Source organism: Butyricimonas sp. (genome assembly GCF_019423355.1).
Classification (GTDB): domain Bacteria; phylum Bacteroidota; class Bacteroidia; order Bacteroidales; family Marinifilaceae; genus Butyricimonas; species Butyricimonas faecihominis.
Genome location: NZ_JAHZBP010000002.1, coordinates 517,293 through 536,386, shown reverse-complemented (window position 1 = coordinate 536,386; position 19,094 = coordinate 517,293). Strand labels below are relative to the sequence as shown.

The following is a 19,094-nucleotide window of genomic DNA, read 5'->3' as shown; positions in this document are numbered from 1 at the left end:
AACCATGCGTTTTGTGTTTTTGTGGCTATGTGCGATTTTATTTTCAGGTGTAGTATATGGTGAGAGTGATCGGGATTCGTTGAAAGTACGATTGGGTGCGCCCCGGCTAAATTTAGGGGCGCCGGTGTTGCTGACGGATTCTATTCCGGGTGCATTTATCGAACGATTGGATGAATTATACAGTAAATGGTACGTTTCCAGATTGGGGGAAGGTAATTATGTGGATTCGGTGTACCTGACTGAAATGGTGACCGGGCCGGCTGTTCCGGATTCGGTGTATTTACAACGTTTGGATAAATTAAATTCAGCGATAAAGCTTTCCTATAACGATATTGTACGGAATTATATTGAATTATATACCGTGAGACGTCGAGCCCAAGTGGGAACGATGTTGGGGTTGAGTTCCTATTATTTCCCTATTTTTGAAGAAGTGTTGGATCGGGAGGGATTACCGCAGGAGTTGAAATACTTGCCAGTGATTGAGAGTGCTTTGAACCCACGGGCATTTTCCCGTGCGGGGGCCTGTGGCTTGTGGCAGTTTATGTACGGAACAGGGAAGATGTACAAGTTGGAAATAAATTCTTTTATTGACGAACGCCGTGATCCGGTAAAATCCACGGAGGCAGCCGTTTGTTTCTTGAAAGATTTGTATAAGATTTACGAAGACTGGATTCTGGTGATCGCGGCTTACAACTGCGGACCGGGTAACGTGAACAAGGCCATACGACGGTCGGGAAGTAAAAAGAATTATTGGGATATTTATTTCCATTTGCCGAAGGAGACACGTGGCTACGTGCCGGCTTTTATCGCTGCCATGTATACGTTCAATTACCATAAAGAGCATAATATTTTTCCCTTGGAGAATGAGTTGCCCACGATGTGTGACACGATCATGATTTCCGATGCCTTGCATTTCGAGCAGGTGGCCAAATTGATGGATATATCCGTGGAACAAATTCGGGATCTGAATCCGCAATACCGTTCAGACATCGTGCCTGCCGGATTCGGGAAGAGTTACGCTTTGCAGGTCCCTTATAATCATGTCGGGGAGTTTATTGATAAGCAAGATACGATCTTTGCTTATAACCGGACGACTTATTTTAATGATAGTGACCGTACGGCCGATCCGAAGAATCGTTTCAAGAAATACGCTCATGCCCATGCTGTCCCTAGCAATAAAGCCAAATTGGTTTACACGGTGAAAAGTGGGGACGTGATCGGGAAGATTGCCGAGAAGTTCAACGTGCGTTTATCCGACTTGAAGTACTGGAACGGGATGACAAGAGACCGGATCAATATCGGGCAGAAACTTACGGTTTACGTGCCGAATAATAAGGTAGACTATTATAAGTCTAAAGTGAATGCCAAGTATGCCGGGATTGCCGCAAATGCGGAAGTCGAGGCAGAACCTTTAACAGAAGGCGAGTTCTTCTACTACACGATCAAGCGAGGCGAGAATCTGTGGTCGATTGCTAAGAAATATCCGGGCGTGTCGAACCGGGACATCATGAAATGGAACGGGTTGACCGACCGATCGGCAAAGAATCTAAAACCGGGACAAAAGTTAAAGATTAAGATTTAATAATAGAGAAAGTGAGATTTTATCTATAAACAGTCAGAAGAAATTCCTTCTGACTGTTTTTTTATGAGATTGTCTCGTTTTTGCGGATTGGAAATTAGGTGATTTCAATCTTACAATGACGATGGGTTATCTTTCAGTAAATACGAGAGAGGTGATATTTTGTATAAAAATAGTTATAAATTTCACTATATAGCATTTGTTTAGTGAAATATATTGTACCTTTGTGAAAATTATAGGTAGAAATTCTCTATAAAAGTTATGAAGATGGGTGTATGTGTAAAATTGAAAATGCTTGTGAGTGCCACGTGTGTGGTTATTCTACTAGCGATGATAGGGTGTAAGAAGGAGATGTATACTCCTGATGAACCTGTGGTTGATCCCGAAAACGTGTTTGATTTCTCGACGAGGGAAAAATACACGTTGCATGTAAAATATGATGTTCCTGAAAATTATAAGGTGTATTTTGAAGTGTACACGAAGGATCCGGAACAGTTAGATGCCGATGGGCAAGTGGTGAAAAGAGATATAGAGCCTGTTGACGTCGGGTTTACGGATGGAAATGGGGAATATAATCATAAAATAGAGGTTCCTGCAACGGCAAAATACTTGTATATTTATAGTCCTTATGCAGGAGTGCCACGAGTGTTGGTAGCCGAAATTAAGGATGGAGTTTTGTCGGAAGTTGCCTATCCGGACGAGATTGAAGGGGCGAGGTCTATGCTTGGGCGTGCCGATGATGGCGATTATAAAAATGAGGCTTACAATACGATTACAGGGAAGAAATTGAGCCGTTTGGGATATTGGAAGAACGCTAAAAGAGCTTATTCATTGAAGGGGGTCACTTATGATCTTTACGGACGTCCGGATTATACGAAGGTGGGAGACCGGATAACCGTGTCAAGAGATATATTGAACTTGATAAATCAGACGGTACCGGAAGGTGGAAAGGTGGACCCAAGCTTAATAAGAAATGGGGATATACGTGTGACTAAAAAAGCGCATATTGATTTATTTTTGGTTGATGAGACAACATCTGCCAATAATACGTTGGCTTATTATTGTTATGAAACCAATAATCCCCCGAAGAAAGAGGCTGATATTAAAGTAAATGATATTGTTATTGCTTTTCCTAATGCCAAGGTTTTGAAACGACATGATTATGAACCTAAAGGAAATAATGGTGCATTGGAAAGAGGGGAAGGAGTTCGTTTACATTATTATAAAGACGGAAAAGATATGGGAGAAGAATTCCCAGAAGGAGTTTCTATCGGTTGGATTATTTATAATCAGGCTTATAGGACAGCTGTGAATGGTAATGCTTTGAATACTGGAGTAAAACACTATTTTGCGGATAAGGATTTGAATGGAAACGGAAAAGGGAATGTGGTTTTATTCAGAAGTGGGGAAAAAGTGATGTTTGGTTTTGAGGATTGGAATGGCGATTATGATTACAATGATGTTGTTTTTTACGTGAAGGCAGATCCGATAGAGGCGATTACTCCGGATATACCTGATGTGAAACCGACGGATCCGGATGATTCGGATATTGTTGCGGAAATAACTTATCGGGGAATATTGACTTTTGAAGATTTGTGGCCATACCGGGGTGATTTTGATATGAATGATGTGGTGGTTGAATACGAGTCGACAGTTGGTTACAATCAGGCAAATGAGGTGCTTCGCACGATTGATAATTATACGATATTGTGGTCTGGAGCTAGTTATGATAACAGCTTTGCTTATCAATTGGAGGCATTACGCGGAGAGGTGGAAGTGGAGATTTCTTCGTCTTTGGGCGGAAATGGAGGGGCTTTCGTGGACCCAGAAGTTGATCGTGCTACTATTCGTTTGGCGAATAACGTGCGGGCATACGCTAATGAAGATGAAAAGGTGACATTCAAGGTTGTGACGAAATACACCGGACGTAAGATTAACAAGGAGGATTTCGTGTTACCACCTTATAATCCTTTTATCACGACAAATTCATTGGATAAAGAGGTGCATTTAACAAATATGCGGCCGACAGAGAAGTTGAATAAGGACAATTTGGGGTATGGGAATGATAAATCGGATCCGAGTTCCAATCTTTATTATGTCACCTATGACGAGAATGGCCAACAGATGCCATTTGCCATTAATATCGCTTATGAGCGCAAAGAGGATTTGAATACTTTCGTGATCCCGAGGGAAAGTAAGCATATTGATACTTATTATCCGAAATTCTTAAATTGGGTAAAGACAAAAGGAAAAGAAGATGCTGATTGGTATTTGCATTCTAGTAATAAATAAAAAAAACTCCGAGATTTCTCGGAGTTTTTTTTATTCTTATCTGCGATGTAACAAAACAATGTTTTCCACGTGATGCGTGTGAGGGAACATATCCACGGCTTGAACGGCCATCACTTCATAGTCTGCATCCATGAGAGCCAAATCCCGTGCTTGGGTGGCAGAGTTGCAGCTAACGTAAACGATACGGTCGGGAGCCGCTTTTAGTATGGTGTCCACGACGTCTTTGTGCATTCCGGCACGAGGTGGGTCCGTGATGATCACGTCGGGATGACCGTGGCGACGGATAAACTCTTCGTTTAGCACGTCTTTCATGTCTCCGGCGTAGAATACCGTGTTGTGGATATTGTTGAGTGCCGAATTGATTTTGGCATCTTCAATGGCTTCCGGGACGTATTCGATACCGATAACTTTTTGGGCATTGCGAGCCACGAAGTTGGCAATGGTCCCGGTTCCGGTGTAAAGGTCGTACACGGTTTCATTTCCGGTTAATCCTGCCAGCTCTCTTGTTTTGGCGTACAGGTTATAGGCCTGTTCGGAGTTGGTTTGGTAGAAGGATTTCGGACCGATCTTGAATTTTAAATCTTCCATCTGTTCGAAGATGTGGTCGTTCCCGTGGAAACAGATCACTTCTTGATCGGTGATCGTGTCGTTCATCTTTTCATTGATGACGTACATTAAAGAGGTGATTTCGGGGAATTGTTGCACGATAGCATTCAGCAAGCCTTCCCGATCCTCCCGATTTTCTTCTCCAAACGTGACGATGACCATAACTTCTCCCGTGGAAGAGGTGCGGATGATAAGGGTACGTAGGAATCCGGCCTGTTCCCGTATATCATAAAAACTGAGTTCATGTTTGATAGCATACTCCCGGATAAAGTTACGAACGCCATTTGAAGGTTCGGCTTGCAAATAACATTTCTCAATATCAATAACTTTGTCAAATAAACCGGGGACGTGAAAGCCCACGGCCGGGGTACGATTTATATCTTGATCATTAGCAATTTCTTCCCGAGTCAGAAAGCGCTTGTTGCAGAAGGTATATTCCAATTTATTCCGGTAATAGGTGGTCTTGGGAGAACCGATGATCGGGGCCACGTTTTGTAGTTCTACTTTACCGATTCTTTGCAGGTTGTCGATGATTTCCTGTTGTTTGAATTCTGTCTGCAATTGATAAGGCAGGTTTTGCCATTTGCATCCGCCACATATTCCGAAGTGCGAACAAAAGGGTTCCGTGCGGATATCGGAGTATTTCCGTACGTTAACAATAAAGCCTTCTAGGAAACTTTTACGTTTCCGGGTGACCTGTACGTCAACGATGTCACCGGGTACGGTGTTCGGTACGAATAATACCTTTTCATCCACGTAAGCGATGGATTTTCCTTCCGCGGCTATTTTTTTTATTTCGATATTTTCCAGTAAGGGCTTTTTACCACGAGCCATATTAATTTTAGATTTTAAATTTTAGATCTGATCAATGAAGTGATTTCATGATTTTTGATTAGGTGATTTAGAATCGCAGAATCGTTCAATCGGAAATCACCTAATTTATTTGTTTTTCAGTTTTTCTTTCAGGATTTTGACACCTTCGGAGGCGCCTTTTTCAATGAACTCGATCTTACTGTTTTTGACACTTTCCGGAATTTTCGGGTCGATCAACAGGATGCGACAACCGGCAGGTGCATAGTGTAACAGGCTGGCAGCCGGATACACGGCTAGCGAGGTCCCGATGATCACGAGAATATCGGCTTGTTGAACGAGTTCTATGGCCGGTTCGATGTTCGGAACGGATTCTCCGAACCAAACAATGTGAGGGCGCAGGATAGAACCGTCCTCGGCTTTGGTTCCTAGCTTTAATTCCCAACCGTCAAGGTCGTATATTAGGTTCGGGTTCCGGCTACTTCTGACTTTTTTAAGTTCTCCGTGAAGGTGTAATACGTTAGTACTTCCGGCACGTTCGTGTAAGTCGTCAATGTTTTGCGTGATGATCCGGACATCGAAATCTTTTTCGAGTTCGGCAAGCCCGTAATGCCCGGCGTTGGGTTTTGCCTCGTAGAGTTGTTTACGACGCTCGTTGTAAAAACGGTTCACTAATTCCGGGTCACGTTGCCATGCTTCCGGAGTGCAAACATCCATAACATTGTATTCTTCCCATAGGCCGTCGCTGTCTCTGAAGGTACGAATTCCACTTTCGGCACTCATGCCGGCTCCTGTTAAAACGACTAACTTATTCATAATCAGATTGTATTTTAATCATTGAATTCGATTGCAAGTTAGATAAAAAAACTCTATTTTCGTAACTTTCAATTTTCAATTTTGTACGGTATGACTTTTGGTATAGCGGATTTAAGTGTTATCCCCATGCGACGGGAAAAATCGGAACGGAGCGAAATGGTTTCTCAGTTGTTGTTCGGGGAGGTGTACGAAGTACTGGAGGAGGAGGATAAATGGCTTAATATTTGCTTGTTACATGATCATTGTTGTGGATGGATTGATCGTAAAACTTACAAAGAGGTAAGTGAAGAGTTTGCGGAAAAGTACCGGGCTTCCGATCAATTGATTATGAGTGAGGTGTTTAATCTGGTGGTTAAAAAAGGGGATTGGGAGAACAAGATGGTCGTGGCGGGGAGTGTGTTGCCTTTCTACGATGCATATACTAAAAAATTGATGATCGGGGATGAGGAGTATGTCGTGAAGGGTTTTTTACGGGAAGTAGGGATTGAAAGTCTGCGGGAATTATTGATTCAATATGCGTTGATGTTCTATAATGCTCCTTATCGTTGGGGAGGGCGAACTCCCAATGGTGTGGATGGTGCCGGATTGGTGCAAATGGCGTATCGTTTGGCGGGAATTACCATCCCGCGGTATATCGAGCAACAAGCCGGCGAGGGGCAAGTTTTGTCTTTTCTGGAAGAAGCACAACCGGGAGATCTTGCTTTCTTTGGGGATTCTTCCGGTGCTGTTACTCATGTCGGTATCTTGTGGGAACAGGGGCGAATTATCCATGCCTCGGGAAAAGTCCGGGTGGATAAAATCGATCATCACGGTATTTTCAATGAAGATTTGAAACGTTACACGCACACGCTGAAGGTGGTGAGGCAGATTTTTTAATTCGCTGAAGACGAATTAAAAAGTCGCAGGTTACAAGTTGACAGGTTACAAGTTCTTCTTCAATCTAAAATCATTAAATCATAAATCATAAATATCCTTGGCTTTCCGGGCCCATGTTGAATAATAGGTCGAGGATGCTGAGGTTGGGGGCGAAAGGGAATCTTTCGGCAAAGGTTTGGTGGTAAGGTTTGGCGACGAAAGGGTCTTCTACACGGCGGCGGGAAGGTTTCGGGTGAATAACATCCCGCAAGTCTGTGAGGGTGTCGTATGTCGGGTAATAGTCTTCCGTGAGTTTAATCGGACGTTGGAGTTGCAGGTTATCCATGAGCTCTTTTAGAATTTTGGTATTGAGATCCAACAGGAACTTCTCTTTCCGTTCGAAGAAATGCATGAAGTTGTCGATATAGTAATCGTAGTAAGGGGAATTTTTGTAGGCAGATTCTATTCCTTTGAAATGGAGCTTCTGCCAGTTCGTGGAGTAGTCAACCTGCACGTCTTTGGTTAATATCTTTATGGATGAACCTTTCACGACTGGTACGGATAACGTCATCACGCCATTGGCTGTCATGATGTCACATCGATTTCGATAGCTTTGTTTACCATAGCTTTCGTATTGTTCAATCCATATTTCAGTGCAATCGTGTATTTTTGTAAAGTATTGAACTGGTGGAAAGTATGCCGTGTTAACAAGTATATTGCTCATGATCCATTTATATTAGCCGGGCAAAGATAAGAATTTTTCAATGAATTGAAAATCTGTAATATTTTGTATGATTAACAAATTTATACTCAAAAAGTATGATTTGTGGTGTAAAAGTTGTATATTGTAACAGGATAGAAGGTTGTCGTATTCGACTCAAACTACCGCAGGTCGATTTTATAGAAAGGAGAGGATTTTTAGGCCTGCAATAGAACAAAAGCCGTAATTCTACGTAACTAATTAGTAATAGTATCACAACCAGAACGTAATATAAAAGTAGTTCATTTGGAAGGGTATTATTACATGATAAATAGAAATAAAAGTAATATATGATGCTAAAACTCGTAGAAGAAGATAAATTATTAAAGCCATTTGCAGGAATTATTGAAAAAAGACACCAGCAAGTATTGGCGATGGAACGAGAATTTACTTATCGGACGACTCGTTTGTCCGATTCGTGTAATTCTTATTTGTATTATGGGTTGCATCGAACGAATGAGGGGTGGGTGTTTCGAGAATGGGCGCCAAATGCCACGGCAATTTATCTGTTAGGCGAGTTTAACGATTGGAGAAAACATCCTGATTATGCCTTGACCAAGGTCGGAGATGGGAATTGGGAGATTAAACTGCCTCTGGGAGCGTTGGTTCACGAGATGCTTTATCGTTTACTCGTGGAGTGGAACGGGGGGAGCGGGGAGCGGTTGCCTTCTCATGTGCGACGAGTGATTCAAGATGAATACACGAAAATATACAGTGCGCAGGTATGGGACCCATTGAATCCCTACCAGATGCGTCATGAAAGACCCAAACGAACAGATTATCCGTTAATTTACGAGGCTCATATCGGGATGTCAACGGAGCATCGGAGGGTATCGACTTTTACGGAATTCCGTTTATTTGTGCTACCGCGTATTGTTGATCTAGGTTATAACACTATACAGTTGATGGCCGTGCAGGAACATCCTTATTATGGTTCGTTCGGTTATCAAGTGGCGAATTTCTTTGCCGTGAGTTCCCGTTTCGGGACACCGGATGAGTTGAAAGCCTTGATCGACACCGCTCATAGTATGGGAATCCGAGTGATTATGGATATAGTCCATTCGCACGCGGTGAATAACGAGGAAGAAGGATTGAGCCGCTTTGATGGTAGTTACGATCAATATTTTTACCCCGGAGATCGGGGGTATCACCCCTTGTGGGGATCTCGTTGCTTTGACTACGGAAAACATGAAGTGTTGAATTTCTTACTCTCGAATTGTAAATATTGGTTAGAAGAATTCCGTTTCGATGGTTATCGTTTTGATGGGATTACCAGTATGTTGTACTGGGATCACGGAATCAATAAGGATTTTACGGAGTATAGCTTGTATTATGACGGAAATCAGGACGAGAGTGCAATTACTTATTTAGCATTGGCTAACCGGGTGATTCATCAAGTCGATCCGGAGGCGATCACGATTGCCGAGGACATGAGCGGGATGCCGGGAGTCGCTAGCCCAATAGAGGATGGCGGTATGGGATTTGACTACCGGATGAATATGGGAACTCCGGATTACTGGATCAAGCTATTGAAAGAGAAACGGGATGAGGAATGGCACGTCGGAGATCTTTTTTACGAGTTGACCAACAAGCGGGAAGAGGAACATACGATTAGTTACGCGGAAAGTCATGATCAGGCATTAGTGGGAGACAAAACCATATTTTTCCGCTTGGTGGATAAGGCCATATATTCCTCGATGGGCGTGTTTGACAAGAATGTAATTATCGACCGGGGTATGTCGCTTCATAAAATGATTCGCTTGGTTACTATTGGAACCGCAGCCGACGGTTACTTGAATTTCATGGGAAATGAATGGGGACACCCGGAATGGATTGATTTCCCGAGAGAGGGTAACGGGTGGAGTTACGATCATGCCCGGCGTTTATGGAGTCTGGTAGATGATGAAAATCTTCGGTTCCGTTTTTTGAATATGTTCGATAAGGCGATGATCCAAATGGTGAATGATACAGGTGTTTTTCACTGGCGGCCGGAACCGTTAGTGCGGGATAACGAGCGGCAGGTGTTGATATTTACCCGGGGGGATTACCTGTTCGTGTTCAATTTTAACCCGGAGAAATCCTTCCCGGATTACGTGTTTGACGCTCCCTCCGGGAAGTATACGATGGTCTTGAACACGGATAACAAGAACTTTGATGGGGTAGGACGAATTGATGAGGAGGTTGAACACTTTACCCGTTACGTTTCTCCGGGAAGGGGACAACTGAGTTTGTACGTGCCTGCGAGGACGGGATTTGTATTAAGGCGTTCATAAAATATATAGGGATTTATGATTTACGATTCGGGTGTTGAGGTAATTGTTGAGTCATAGATCTGAAATTAAAAATCTGAAATTAGATTATGAGTTATTTGAATTTCAACAAAGAAGAATTGGTAAATCTGGAATATTCTTTGAAGAGAGAAGTTTTATCAACCAATAGAGCCGGGGGATATTCTTCGACAACGGTTGTATGTTGTAACACGAGGAAATATCACGGGCTACTTGTATTACCTATCTCGGAGTTCGGGGGAGAGAATCATGTATTACTTTCCTCTTTGGATGAGACGGTTGTTCAACACGGGCAATCTTTTAATTTGGGAATCCATAAATATCCCGGGGTATATGAACCTAGGGGACATAAATATATCGTGGATCTGGCTTATGATCCATTGTTCACGTTGACTTATCGGGTGGGGGGCGTCGTGCTGAAGAAAGAAATTTTGATGGTACATAACGAAGCTCAATTGATGGTTCGTTATACATTGGAAGATGCTCATTCGGAGACTTTCTTGCGGTTGAAGCCGTTTTTGGCTTACCGGAATGTTCACGCTTTAAGCAAGGCGAACATGATGGCAAACACGAAGTTTGATCACGTGGAGAATGGTATCCGTTCAAAATTGTATGTCGGATTCCCGGCTTTGAATATGCAGTTGAGTAAGGAAAACGAGTTTATACCCGTGCCTGACTGGTATTATAATATAGAGTATCTGGAGGAAAAGAACCGGGGATATGAGTATAAAGAAGACTTGTTTGTTCCCGGTTATTTTGAAGTTCCGATCAAAAAAGGAGAAAGTATTATATTTTCGGCTTCCACCGAGGAAGTAAAAACTTCCACCTTGAAACGTAAATTCCAGCAAATGGAAAATAAACGGGAACGTCGGGATGACTTTGAAAGTTGCTTGACTTATTCGGCTTCCCAGTTTATTGTTCACGAGGGGAAAGATACGGAGGTTGTGGCCGGTTACCCGTGGTTCGGACGCTGGGGACGCGACACGTTTATTGCCCTTCCGGGGTTGACGTTAGCTGCCGGAGCGAATTTGAAGGACTGTAAAGAAGTGCTTGATACCATGGCTCGCCAGTTACACAATGGTTTGTTTCCGAATATCGGTAAAGGAGATAAGGCTGCCTACAATTCGATAGACGCTCCCATGTGGTTCTTCTGGGCGGTGCAGGAGTACGATAAAGCTCAAGGAGAGCCGGGCGTTGTATGGAAAAATTATGGCGGGAAAATGAAATCTATCTTGACCGCTTTCCGGGAAGGCGTGAATCCCGGGTTACGAATGGACCCGAGTGGTTTGATCTGGGCCCGACAACCCGGAAAAGCACTGACATGGATGGATGCTGTTGTGCGGGGAGTTCCCGTGACACCGAGGGCCGGGTATGCTGTGGAGATCAACGCCCTTTGGTATAATGCAGTGTGCTACATGTTGAAATTAGCGGGAGAGGCGAAGGATCAATCCTTTATAAAGGAATGGCAGGATATGCCTGAGTTGATTCGTAAATCGTTCGTGGAAACCTTCTGGAATGAAGAATATGGATATTTAGCCGATTACGTGGACGAGGAAGGTCAGAATCTGGATGTAAGACCGAATCAGGTGTTTGCCTGTTCTCTGATGTATTCCCCGCTTACGGACGACATGAAGGAACGGGTTCTGCGAGTCGTGACGAAAGAGTTGTTGACACAGAAGGGCTTGCGGACTTTATCTCCCAAAAATCCGAAATATCACGGGCATTATGAAGGTAACCAAGATGAGCGGGACAACGCTTATCATCAGGGAACCGTATGGCCTTGGCTGATAGGGGCGTATATAGAGGCAAATCTTCAGCTTTACGGGAAACAGTTCTTGCCGGAGGCGAAAGAATTGCTGGAAGGATTTGAAGAAGACATGACCGTTTACGGGTTGTGTTCGGTCGCTGAAGTGTATGATGGTGATCCTCCACATCATCCGAATGGGAGTATATCTCAAGCGTGGAGCGTCGGGGAGATACTTAGAAGTATGGAATTGATAAGGAAATATGAAAATTAATCGAATTAGATCATTTCCGAATTTGCAAATTAATATATTATGAGCATAAAAGTATTGATGTTTGGGTGGGAATTTCCACCACATATTGCAGGGGGCTTGGGAACGGCCAGTTACGGGTTGACGAAGGGCTTGGCGAAACATGGCGTCAAGGTAATGTTTGTCATGCCGAAGGCCGGAGGTGATGAGGATCAAAGCGTCGTGAAAATCATTAATGCGAGTGATGTCGAAATGATGAGCGAGTATTCGAATTTGGATGAATACTGGCAGAATGTAAACTTTATGGAAATCGGTTCGAATCTTGTTCCCTATCTGGACCCGGAAACCTTCGAAAGAACGGTAAAGGAAACCATAAAGACGGGCGAACATTCCGAGCATATCGTTTTCCGTAACAAGTTCCAATTTTCCGGTAAATACGGAACAAACCTGATGGAAGAAGTTGCCCGCTACGCCATGGTGGCAGGGACGATAGCGGCGCAACAGGATTTTGATATTATCCATGCCCACGATTGGCTGACCTATTCGGCTGGGATCGTGGCGAAAAAAGTTTCGGGTAAACCGTTGGTGATCCATGTACATGCCACGGAATTTGACCGGAGCGGGGAGAATGTCAACCAACAGGTGTACGATATAGAGAAACGTGGAATGGAAGCCGCCGATCGGGTAATCACCGTGAGCAATCTGACGCGGAACATCGTGATCAATCGTTACGGTATTAATCCGGATAAGGTAGTAACGGTTCACAATGCCGTGGATTTCCAGACACGGGAAGATATTGAAGTGGAACGGGGAGTGAAAGAAAAAGTGGTCACCTTCTTGGGAAGGATCACTTTCCAGAAAGGACCGGAATATTTTATCGAGGCCGCGAATAAGGTTTTGAAACGTTACCCGAACGTCCGGTTCGTTATGGCCGGAAGTGGGGACTTGTTTAATCGTTCCGTTCGACGTGTGGCCCAATTGAAAATTGCTACGAAATTTCACTTTACCGGATTCTTACGGGGGGATGATGTGCAGAAGATGTTTTTGCATAGTGACGTGTATGTAATGCCTTCTGTCTCCGAGCCATTCGGGATTTCGCCGTTGGAGGCGATGCGTGCGGGTGTTCCCACGATTATCTCTAAACAATCCGGGGTGGCAGAAGTATTAAAACATTCTATTAAAGTAGATTACTGGGATGTCGATGCGTTGGCAGATGCTATATATGGTTTATTGGCCTATCCAGCTCTGGGAAAAATGGCCGGGGAAGAGGGGTTGGATGAGGTAAACCAGTTGAAATGGGAGAATGCCGCGTTGAAAGTCGATGAGGTTTACAAGGACGTATTGGGAGTTTAGAGTTTAAAATTTAAAATGTAAAATTATGAAAAAGACATTGTGTTTTTATTTCCAGATACATCAACCCGTAAGATTAAGAAGGTATCGTTTTTTTGATATAGGCAAGCGTCATGATTATTTTGACGAATATGTGAATCGTTCCACGATACGGCGTGTGGCGGAAAAATGCTATTTGCCGATGAATCAGTTGGTCATGGATATGATTCAGCGCTATGGGGCGAACTTTAAAGTGAGTTTTTCCATTTCCGGCTCGGCATTGGAACAGTTTGCCCTTCATGCCCCGGAAGTGATTGAAAGTTTCCAGAAATTGGCCAAGACAGGCTGTGTGGAATTTTTAGCCGAGACGTATGCTCACTCGTTGGCATCCTTGTCTGATACGGATGAATTTGAGAGACAAGTACGACGACATGTGGCTAGGATGGAAGAGTTATTCGGGCAGAAGCCGGTGACCTTGCGGAATAGTTCGTTGATTTATTCCGATCAGATCGGGGAACGGGTGGCTGCCATGGGATTTGAATCCATGTTAACCGATGGGGCAAAGCATGTGTTGGGGTGGAAGAGTCCGAATTTCGTTTACACGAACGTGATGAATCCCCGGTTGAAACTATTGTTGAAAAATTCTCGGTTAAGCGACGATTTGACCCTGCGTTTTTCAGATCATAGCTGGCGTGAATGGCCTCTCACGGCAGATAAATATGCTCGTTGGTTAAAAGATAGTACGCGGGATAGTGAGATCGTGAATTTGTTTATGAACTACGAGACGTTTGGTGAAAACCAATTGGCCGAGACCGGAATTTTCGAGTTTATGCGTTCTTTGCCCGAATTTATATTCTCGACAACTGATTTTGAATTCCTGACCCCGAGCGAGGCGGTGAAAAAACATCAGCCAGTGGCTCCTTTGCACGTGCCTTACCCGATTTCATGGGCGGATGAAGAAAAGGATATTACCGGATGGTTGGGAAATGAATTACAAAATGAGGCTTTTGAAGAGCTGTTTAAAATACAACCAAAAGTGGAAGCATTAAATGATCCGGAGCTGAACGAGGATTACTCTCGCTTGCAGGCTAGTGATCATTTCTATTATATGAGGACGAAACTGTTCTCCGATAACGACTATCATCGTTACGTTTCACCTTATGAAACTCCGTATGAAGCATTCATAAATTATATGAATGTGTTGAGTGATTTTGTCGCACGTGTGGAAGATATGGAAAAAATGCGTAATATTGCGGGCAATAAAATCACCGAAGAAGAGAAAAGTCCGGAAAAAAAGAAACGGACTCCTCGTGTAAAAAGTGCGGAGAGTGCTGCGAAGGCGACGAAGAAGGTGAGTACTAAGGAGAAACAAGTGAAGTCAAAACATTAAAAATTAAATATGAGTAATTTGGAATTGAAAGATCCCGCCTATTTGTTCGAGGTAAGTTGGGAAGTATGTAATAAGGTTGGGGGAATTCACACGGTAATTTCAACAAAGGTGTTGAGTTTGGCCGGGGAATTCAAAAACAACCATATATTGATTGGCCCGGACGTGTGGCGGTATAATGAACCGAACCCGGAATTCACAGAGGATGCCCATTTGTTTAAATCGTGGCGGGTGAAAGCGGCACAGGAGGGGTTGCGGATTAAAGTGGGACGATGGAACGTGGCGGGTAACCCCGTGGCTATTCTGGTGGATTTTACCTCTTTTATTCCCCAGAAGGATCAAATTTTGACGTCTTTTTGGGAGAAGTTTCAGGTGGACTCGTTAACCGGACAATGGGATTACATTGAACCCGTGTTATTTGGTTACACGGCAGGAAAAGTGATCGAAAGTTTTGTCCGTTACCATATATCGCCTCGTCAGCGTATTATTGCCCAGTTCCACGAGTGGATGACGGGAAGCGGTATGTTGTACTTGAAAAATGCCCTTCCACAAGTGGGATGTGTGTTCACCACTCATGCCACCGTGTTAGGACGTAGTATTGCCGGGAACGGCTTGCCTCTTTATGATCCGATGAAGGATTACAATCCAGTGGAAACGGCTCATCGTTTCGGCGTGGATTCCAAACAATCCCTGGAAAGTAAGGCGGCAGAATGGGCGGATTGTTTCACGACGGTCAGTGACATTACTGCGAAAGAATGTGAGCATTTCTTGGGTAAGCAAGTGGATCTTGTTACCCCGAATGGTTTCGAGAATAGTTTCACCCCCAGCGAGGAGGATTATCCCGCCAAGCGTCAGCAAGGACGGGAAAAGTTGTTGAAAGTGGCGCAGGCTTTGTTGGGAAGGGCGGTCGCTGAAGATGCTTTAATCGTGGGTATCAGTGGACGTTACGAGTTTAAAAATAAGGGTCTGGACGTGTTTATCGAAGCACTGGGACGCTTGAACCGGGATGCAGATAATAAACGGGATATTTTGGCGTTTATTCTGGTTCCGGCAGGACACAAGGGTGCAAATCGGGAATTACTGAATAATTTGGAACGTCCCTATCAGGCCGTAGAAATTACACATCCTTACGTGACGCATGAATTGTCGGACCCGCAAAATGATCCGGTCTTGCGTAAGATCGAGGAGCAAAGGTTATCGAACGGGCCGGAGGATCGGGTGAAGGTCTTTTTCTCCCCGAGTTATTTGAATGGTAATGACGGCGTGTTCAATATGCCTTATTATGATTTGCTCGTGGGAATGGATTTAACCGTTTTCCCCTCTTACTACGAACCTTGGGGATATACGCCTTTGGAAAGTTTGGCGTTTAAAGTACCGACGATCACGACCTCCTTAGCGGGATTCGGTTTATGGGTAGAATCCTATTGCAAGAAAGCGCATCCGGGAATTGAAGTGATAGAGCGGAATGACCGGAATAACGAGGAGGTGGTCGAGAAGATTACCGATAAAATAAAAGCGATTGCCGGACTGAACGAAAAAGAGTATCAAGCTGTAGCTAAGAATGCCAAGGACGTTTCGAAGATTGCTCTTTGGGAAAACTTGATCTCATACTACAAGAAGGCTTATCAGATTGCGATAGATAAAATAAATGAACGGATTGATGAAATCCCGGTGGTGGAAGACGAACAGTGGTCGTTTATCGAGAAGAAAGCGGCAACAAATGTTCCGAACTGGATCAGCGTGATCATTCATCGGTCGATTCCTGCCAAATTAAGTGCCTTGGAAGAATTGGCAAATAATTTATGGTGGTGTTGGAACGAGGAGGCGGTTGATCTGTTCAAGAGTATCGATCCTTTACAATGGATGTTGACGCGCCATAACCCGATAGCCCTCTTGGATAAGATTTCTTTAAACCGATACAAGGAGTTGGAGAATGACGAGGAATTTGTGGCCCGTCTGGCAGCCGTGTACGCTAAATTCTCCGAGTACATGGATGAGAAAAAACAAATGAATGATCCTTCCATTGCTTATTTCAGTATGGAGTATGGGCTACACGCTTCCCTGAAAATTTATTCGGGCGGTCTTGGAGTTTTGGCCGGGGATTACTTGAAAGAGGCGAGCGATAAGAAAACGAAGATCACGGGTATCGGTCTGTTGTATCGTTACGGTTATTTCACGCAGAAATTCTCTGCCGCTGGAAATCAAGAGGCTGAATATGAAGCGCAGGATTTCACGAAAATTCCGGTGTCTCCGGCTCGGGATGCAGAAGGAAATTGGTTGACGATTAGTCTTGCATTCCCCGGACGAGAGGTGTATGCCCGAATCTGGAAGGTGAACGTTGGACGGGTTGAGTTGTACTTGTTGGATACGGATTTCGAGGATAATCAGGAAGGCGATCGGAGTATCACGCATTACCTGTATGGTGGGGATTGGGAAAATCGTTTGAAACAGGAAATTTTGCTGGGTATCGGGGGAATCCGGGCTTTGCGGAAATTGAATATTCAGGCGGATGTGTACCATTGTAATGAAGGACATGCCGCGTTTACTGGGTTGGAAAGATTGCGGGAATACGTGTCAGAAGGTCAACTCTCATTTGCCGAGGCGATGGAAGTCGTTCGGGCGTCTTCGCTTTTCACCACGCATACGCCGGTTCCGGCAGGGCATGATTCATTTACCGAAAACCTGTTGAAAAATTACTTCTGGTTTGTGGCTGAACGCTTGAAAATCACGTGGGAACAGTTGCTTGGGTTGGGACGTGTAAATGCAAATGATCCGAATGAGAAGTTCTCCATGAGTTTCCTAGCCGCGAACTTATCACAAGAGGTGAACGGGGTTAGCTGGTTACACGGGAAAGTCAGTCGGGATATATTCAAGGATTTATGGCCGGGATATATGCCGGAAGAGTTACACATCAGTTATGTAACTAATGGCGTGCATTACCCGACTTGGACGGCTCCGGAATGGAAAAAAATACAGATGAGCGTGTTTGGAGAGAAATTCAAAACGCATCATTACGATAAAACTTGTTTTGAAGGTATCTACCAAGTACCGGATCAAGTGATCAAAGAGGTACGTATGGTTTTACGCAGTCGGTTGATCCGTCATATAAAGCATCGTTTGGCTGACGAGAAGAGTACGGCTTATTTCACGCCGCGGCAAATCGTGGAAATTCAAGACACCTTGCGGGATGATATTCTGACCATCGGTTTTGCCCGTCGTTTTGCGACTTACAAGCGGGCTCATTTGCTATTCAGTAATCTGGATCGTTTGAATGAGATCGTGAATAACCCGGACCGTCCGGTTCAGTTTATTTTTGCGGGGAAAGCTCACCCGGCGGATCAGGCCGGTCAGGATTTGATCAAGCGGATCGTGGAGATCTCCAAATATCCGCAGTTCTTGGGTAAGATATTGTTCCTGCCGAATTATGACATGGACTTGGCTCGTCACATGGTGCAAGGAGTGGACGTGTGGATGAATACCCCGACCCGTCCGCAGGAGGCTTCCGGTACGAGTGGGGAGAAGGCTGCCATGAATGGAGTCATGCACTTCAGCGTGCTGGACGGTTGGTGGGTTGAAGGCTATCAGAAGGATGCCGGTTGGGCTTTGCCGATGGAAAGAACGTACGAGAATCAAGAATTCCAAAACGAGTTGGATGCCGAGTTGATTTATAATATCATTGAATCGGAAATCGCTCCGGCGTTCTATGAGCGGGGAGAGAACGGTATCTCCAGCAAGTGGTCTGGATACATCAAAAACACGATCGCGAAAGTGGCTTCAAACTTTACGTGTAATCGGATGTTGACGGATTACGAGGATAAGTTCTATATTCCGATGTCTCGCCGTTTCCACCGTTTGAGTGAGAATAATTATGCTTTGGCCTCCCAGATTGCGGAATGGAAGAGAAAGGTTAGCCGGGAATGGGATTCCGTGCAGGTGGATGGTTTAATTCTGCCGGATAAATCGAAACAGATTATCTCTTTGGGAAAATCTTACCAAGGAAAGGTAATACTTGAGTTGGGAGAGTTGTCCATTGATGACATCGGGGTCGAATTAGTGGCCATGATGAAGAAGGATGAGAAAATCGAGGTTTGTTTCACGCAGGAGTTCGTGCCTGTTTCTTTCGAGAACGGAAAGGCTACGTATTCCATCGAGGTGACACCCGATGATCCCGGAATCTTCATGCTGGGATTGAGAATCTTCCCGAAGAATGTATTACTTCCTCACAGACAAGATTTTGCTTTGGTGAAATGGGTATAGGAAAAGCATGCAACTAAATAATAAGGGGCTGTCCCAAAAGTTAATTTTAAACAACTACCCCCACTAACTCCCCCTTACACAGGGGGAGTTGGAGGGGGTAGTTTGTAGATACTGGATAAGA

Annotated in this window: 11 protein-coding genes; 8 read left to right on the top strand and 3 right to left on the bottom strand. The window is 44.2% G+C overall.

Annotation, left to right across the window (positions count from 1 at the left end):
- Positions 1-4 precede the first annotated feature (4 nt).
- Together QVC79_RS04925 and QVC79_RS04920 are read left to right on the top strand one after the other, a co-directional pair.
- Positions 5-1,582 (top strand): lytic transglycosylase domain-containing protein, encoded by a 1,578-nt coding sequence (locus QVC79_RS04925; protein ID WP_124317287.1) that lies wholly within the window; start codon positions 5-7, stop codon positions 1,580-1,582.
- Between the two features lie 264 nt (positions 1,583-1,846).
- On the top strand, positions 1,847-3,871 hold the full coding sequence (locus QVC79_RS04920; protein ID WP_270593447.1) for an LruC domain-containing protein: 2,025 nt from the start codon (positions 1,847-1,849) through the stop codon (positions 3,869-3,871).
- Positions 3,872-3,907: 36 nt separating this feature from the next.
- Here QVC79_RS04920 and rlmD read toward each other — a convergent pair whose 3' ends face one another.
- Together rlmD and QVC79_RS04910 are read right to left on the bottom strand one after the other, a co-directional pair.
- Positions 3,908-5,311, bottom strand: a complete 1,404-nt coding sequence (gene rlmD, locus QVC79_RS04915) for a 23S rRNA (uracil(1939)-C(5))-methyltransferase RlmD (protein ID WP_270593448.1) — start codon at positions 5,309-5,311, stop codon at positions 3,908-3,910.
- Between the two features lie 105 nt (positions 5,312-5,416).
- Entirely contained in the window at positions 5,417-6,103 is a 687-nt protein-coding gene (locus QVC79_RS04910) for an SIR2 family NAD-dependent protein deacylase (protein ID WP_270593450.1), read from the bottom strand.
- A gap of 90 nt (positions 6,104-6,193) precedes the next feature.
- On the opposite strand from QVC79_RS04910, the gene QVC79_RS04905 reads away from it, so the two are divergent.
- Positions 6,194-6,979: a C40 family peptidase gene (locus QVC79_RS04905; RefSeq protein WP_124317291.1), complete on the top strand. Its 786-nt coding sequence runs from the start codon at positions 6,194-6,196 to the stop codon at positions 6,977-6,979.
- 85 nt (positions 6,980-7,064) lie between these two features.
- On the opposite strand, the gene QVC79_RS04900 is transcribed toward QVC79_RS04905, so the two are convergent.
- Positions 7,065-7,682: a WbqC family protein gene (locus tag QVC79_RS04900; protein ID WP_270593451.1), complete on the bottom strand. Its 618-nt coding sequence runs from the start codon at positions 7,680-7,682 to the stop codon at positions 7,065-7,067.
- Between the two features lie 326 nt (positions 7,683-8,008).
- On the opposite strand from QVC79_RS04900, the gene QVC79_RS04895 reads away from it, so the two are divergent.
- The 5 genes from QVC79_RS04895 to glgP all read left to right on the top strand — a co-directional run bounded on the left by QVC79_RS04895 (position 8,009) and on the right by glgP (position 18,973).
- Positions 8,009-9,991 (top strand): alpha amylase C-terminal domain-containing protein, encoded by a 1,983-nt coding sequence (locus QVC79_RS04895; RefSeq protein WP_270593452.1) that lies wholly within the window; start codon positions 8,009-8,011, stop codon positions 9,989-9,991.
- Positions 9,992-10,077: 86 nt separating this feature from the next.
- Positions 10,078-12,024, top strand: a complete 1,947-nt coding sequence (locus tag QVC79_RS04890) for an amylo-alpha-1,6-glucosidase (RefSeq protein WP_270593453.1) — start codon at positions 10,078-10,080, stop codon at positions 12,022-12,024.
- Between the two features lie 45 nt (positions 12,025-12,069).
- Positions 12,070-13,353, top strand: coding sequence for a glycosyltransferase family 4 protein (locus tag QVC79_RS04885; RefSeq protein ID WP_317146634.1), 1,284 nt, complete (start codon positions 12,070-12,072; stop codon positions 13,351-13,353).
- A 25-nt stretch (positions 13,354-13,378) separates the two neighbouring features.
- Positions 13,379-14,719 (top strand): glycoside hydrolase family 57 protein, encoded by a 1,341-nt coding sequence (locus QVC79_RS04880; RefSeq protein WP_270593454.1) that lies wholly within the window; start codon positions 13,379-13,381, stop codon positions 14,717-14,719.
- Between the two features lie 9 nt (positions 14,720-14,728).
- A complete protein-coding gene (gene glgP / locus QVC79_RS04875) occupies positions 14,729-18,973 on the top strand; it encodes an alpha-glucan family phosphorylase (RefSeq protein ID WP_270593455.1) in 4,245 nt (1,414 codons plus the stop codon).
- The last annotated feature ends 121 nt before the right edge of the window (positions 18,974-19,094 follow it).

What these genes read in the sequence shown, in the direction of transcription:
- QVC79_RS04895 (WP_270593452.1), top strand. Translation starts at nt 8,009, where the DNA reads ATGATGCTAAAACTCGTAGAAGAAGATAAATTATTAAAGCCATTTGCA.
- rlmD (WP_270593448.1), bottom strand. Translation starts at nt 5,311, where the DNA reads ATGGCTCGTGGTAAAAAGCCCTTACTGGAAAATATCGAAATAAAAAAA.
- QVC79_RS04890 (WP_270593453.1), top strand. Translation starts at nt 10,078, where the DNA reads ATGAGTTATTTGAATTTCAACAAAGAAGAATTGGTAAATCTGGAATAT.
- QVC79_RS04900 (WP_270593451.1), bottom strand. Translation starts at nt 7,682, where the DNA reads ATGAGCAATATACTTGTTAACACGGCATACTTTCCACCAGTTCAATAC.
- QVC79_RS04910 (WP_270593450.1), bottom strand. Translation starts at nt 6,103, where the DNA reads ATGAATAAGTTAGTCGTTTTAACAGGAGCCGGCATGAGTGCCGAAAGT.
- QVC79_RS04925 (WP_124317287.1), top strand. Translation starts at nt 5, where the DNA reads ATGCGTTTTGTGTTTTTGTGGCTATGTGCGATTTTATTTTCAGGTGTA.
- QVC79_RS04880 (WP_270593454.1), top strand. Translation starts at nt 13,379, where the DNA reads ATGAAAAAGACATTGTGTTTTTATTTCCAGATACATCAACCCGTAAGA.
- glgP (WP_270593455.1), top strand. Translation starts at nt 14,729, where the DNA reads ATGAGTAATTTGGAATTGAAAGATCCCGCCTATTTGTTCGAGGTAAGT.
- QVC79_RS04920 (WP_270593447.1), top strand. Translation starts at nt 1,847, where the DNA reads ATGGGTGTATGTGTAAAATTGAAAATGCTTGTGAGTGCCACGTGTGTG.
- QVC79_RS04905 (WP_124317291.1), top strand. Translation starts at nt 6,194, where the DNA reads ATGACTTTTGGTATAGCGGATTTAAGTGTTATCCCCATGCGACGGGAA.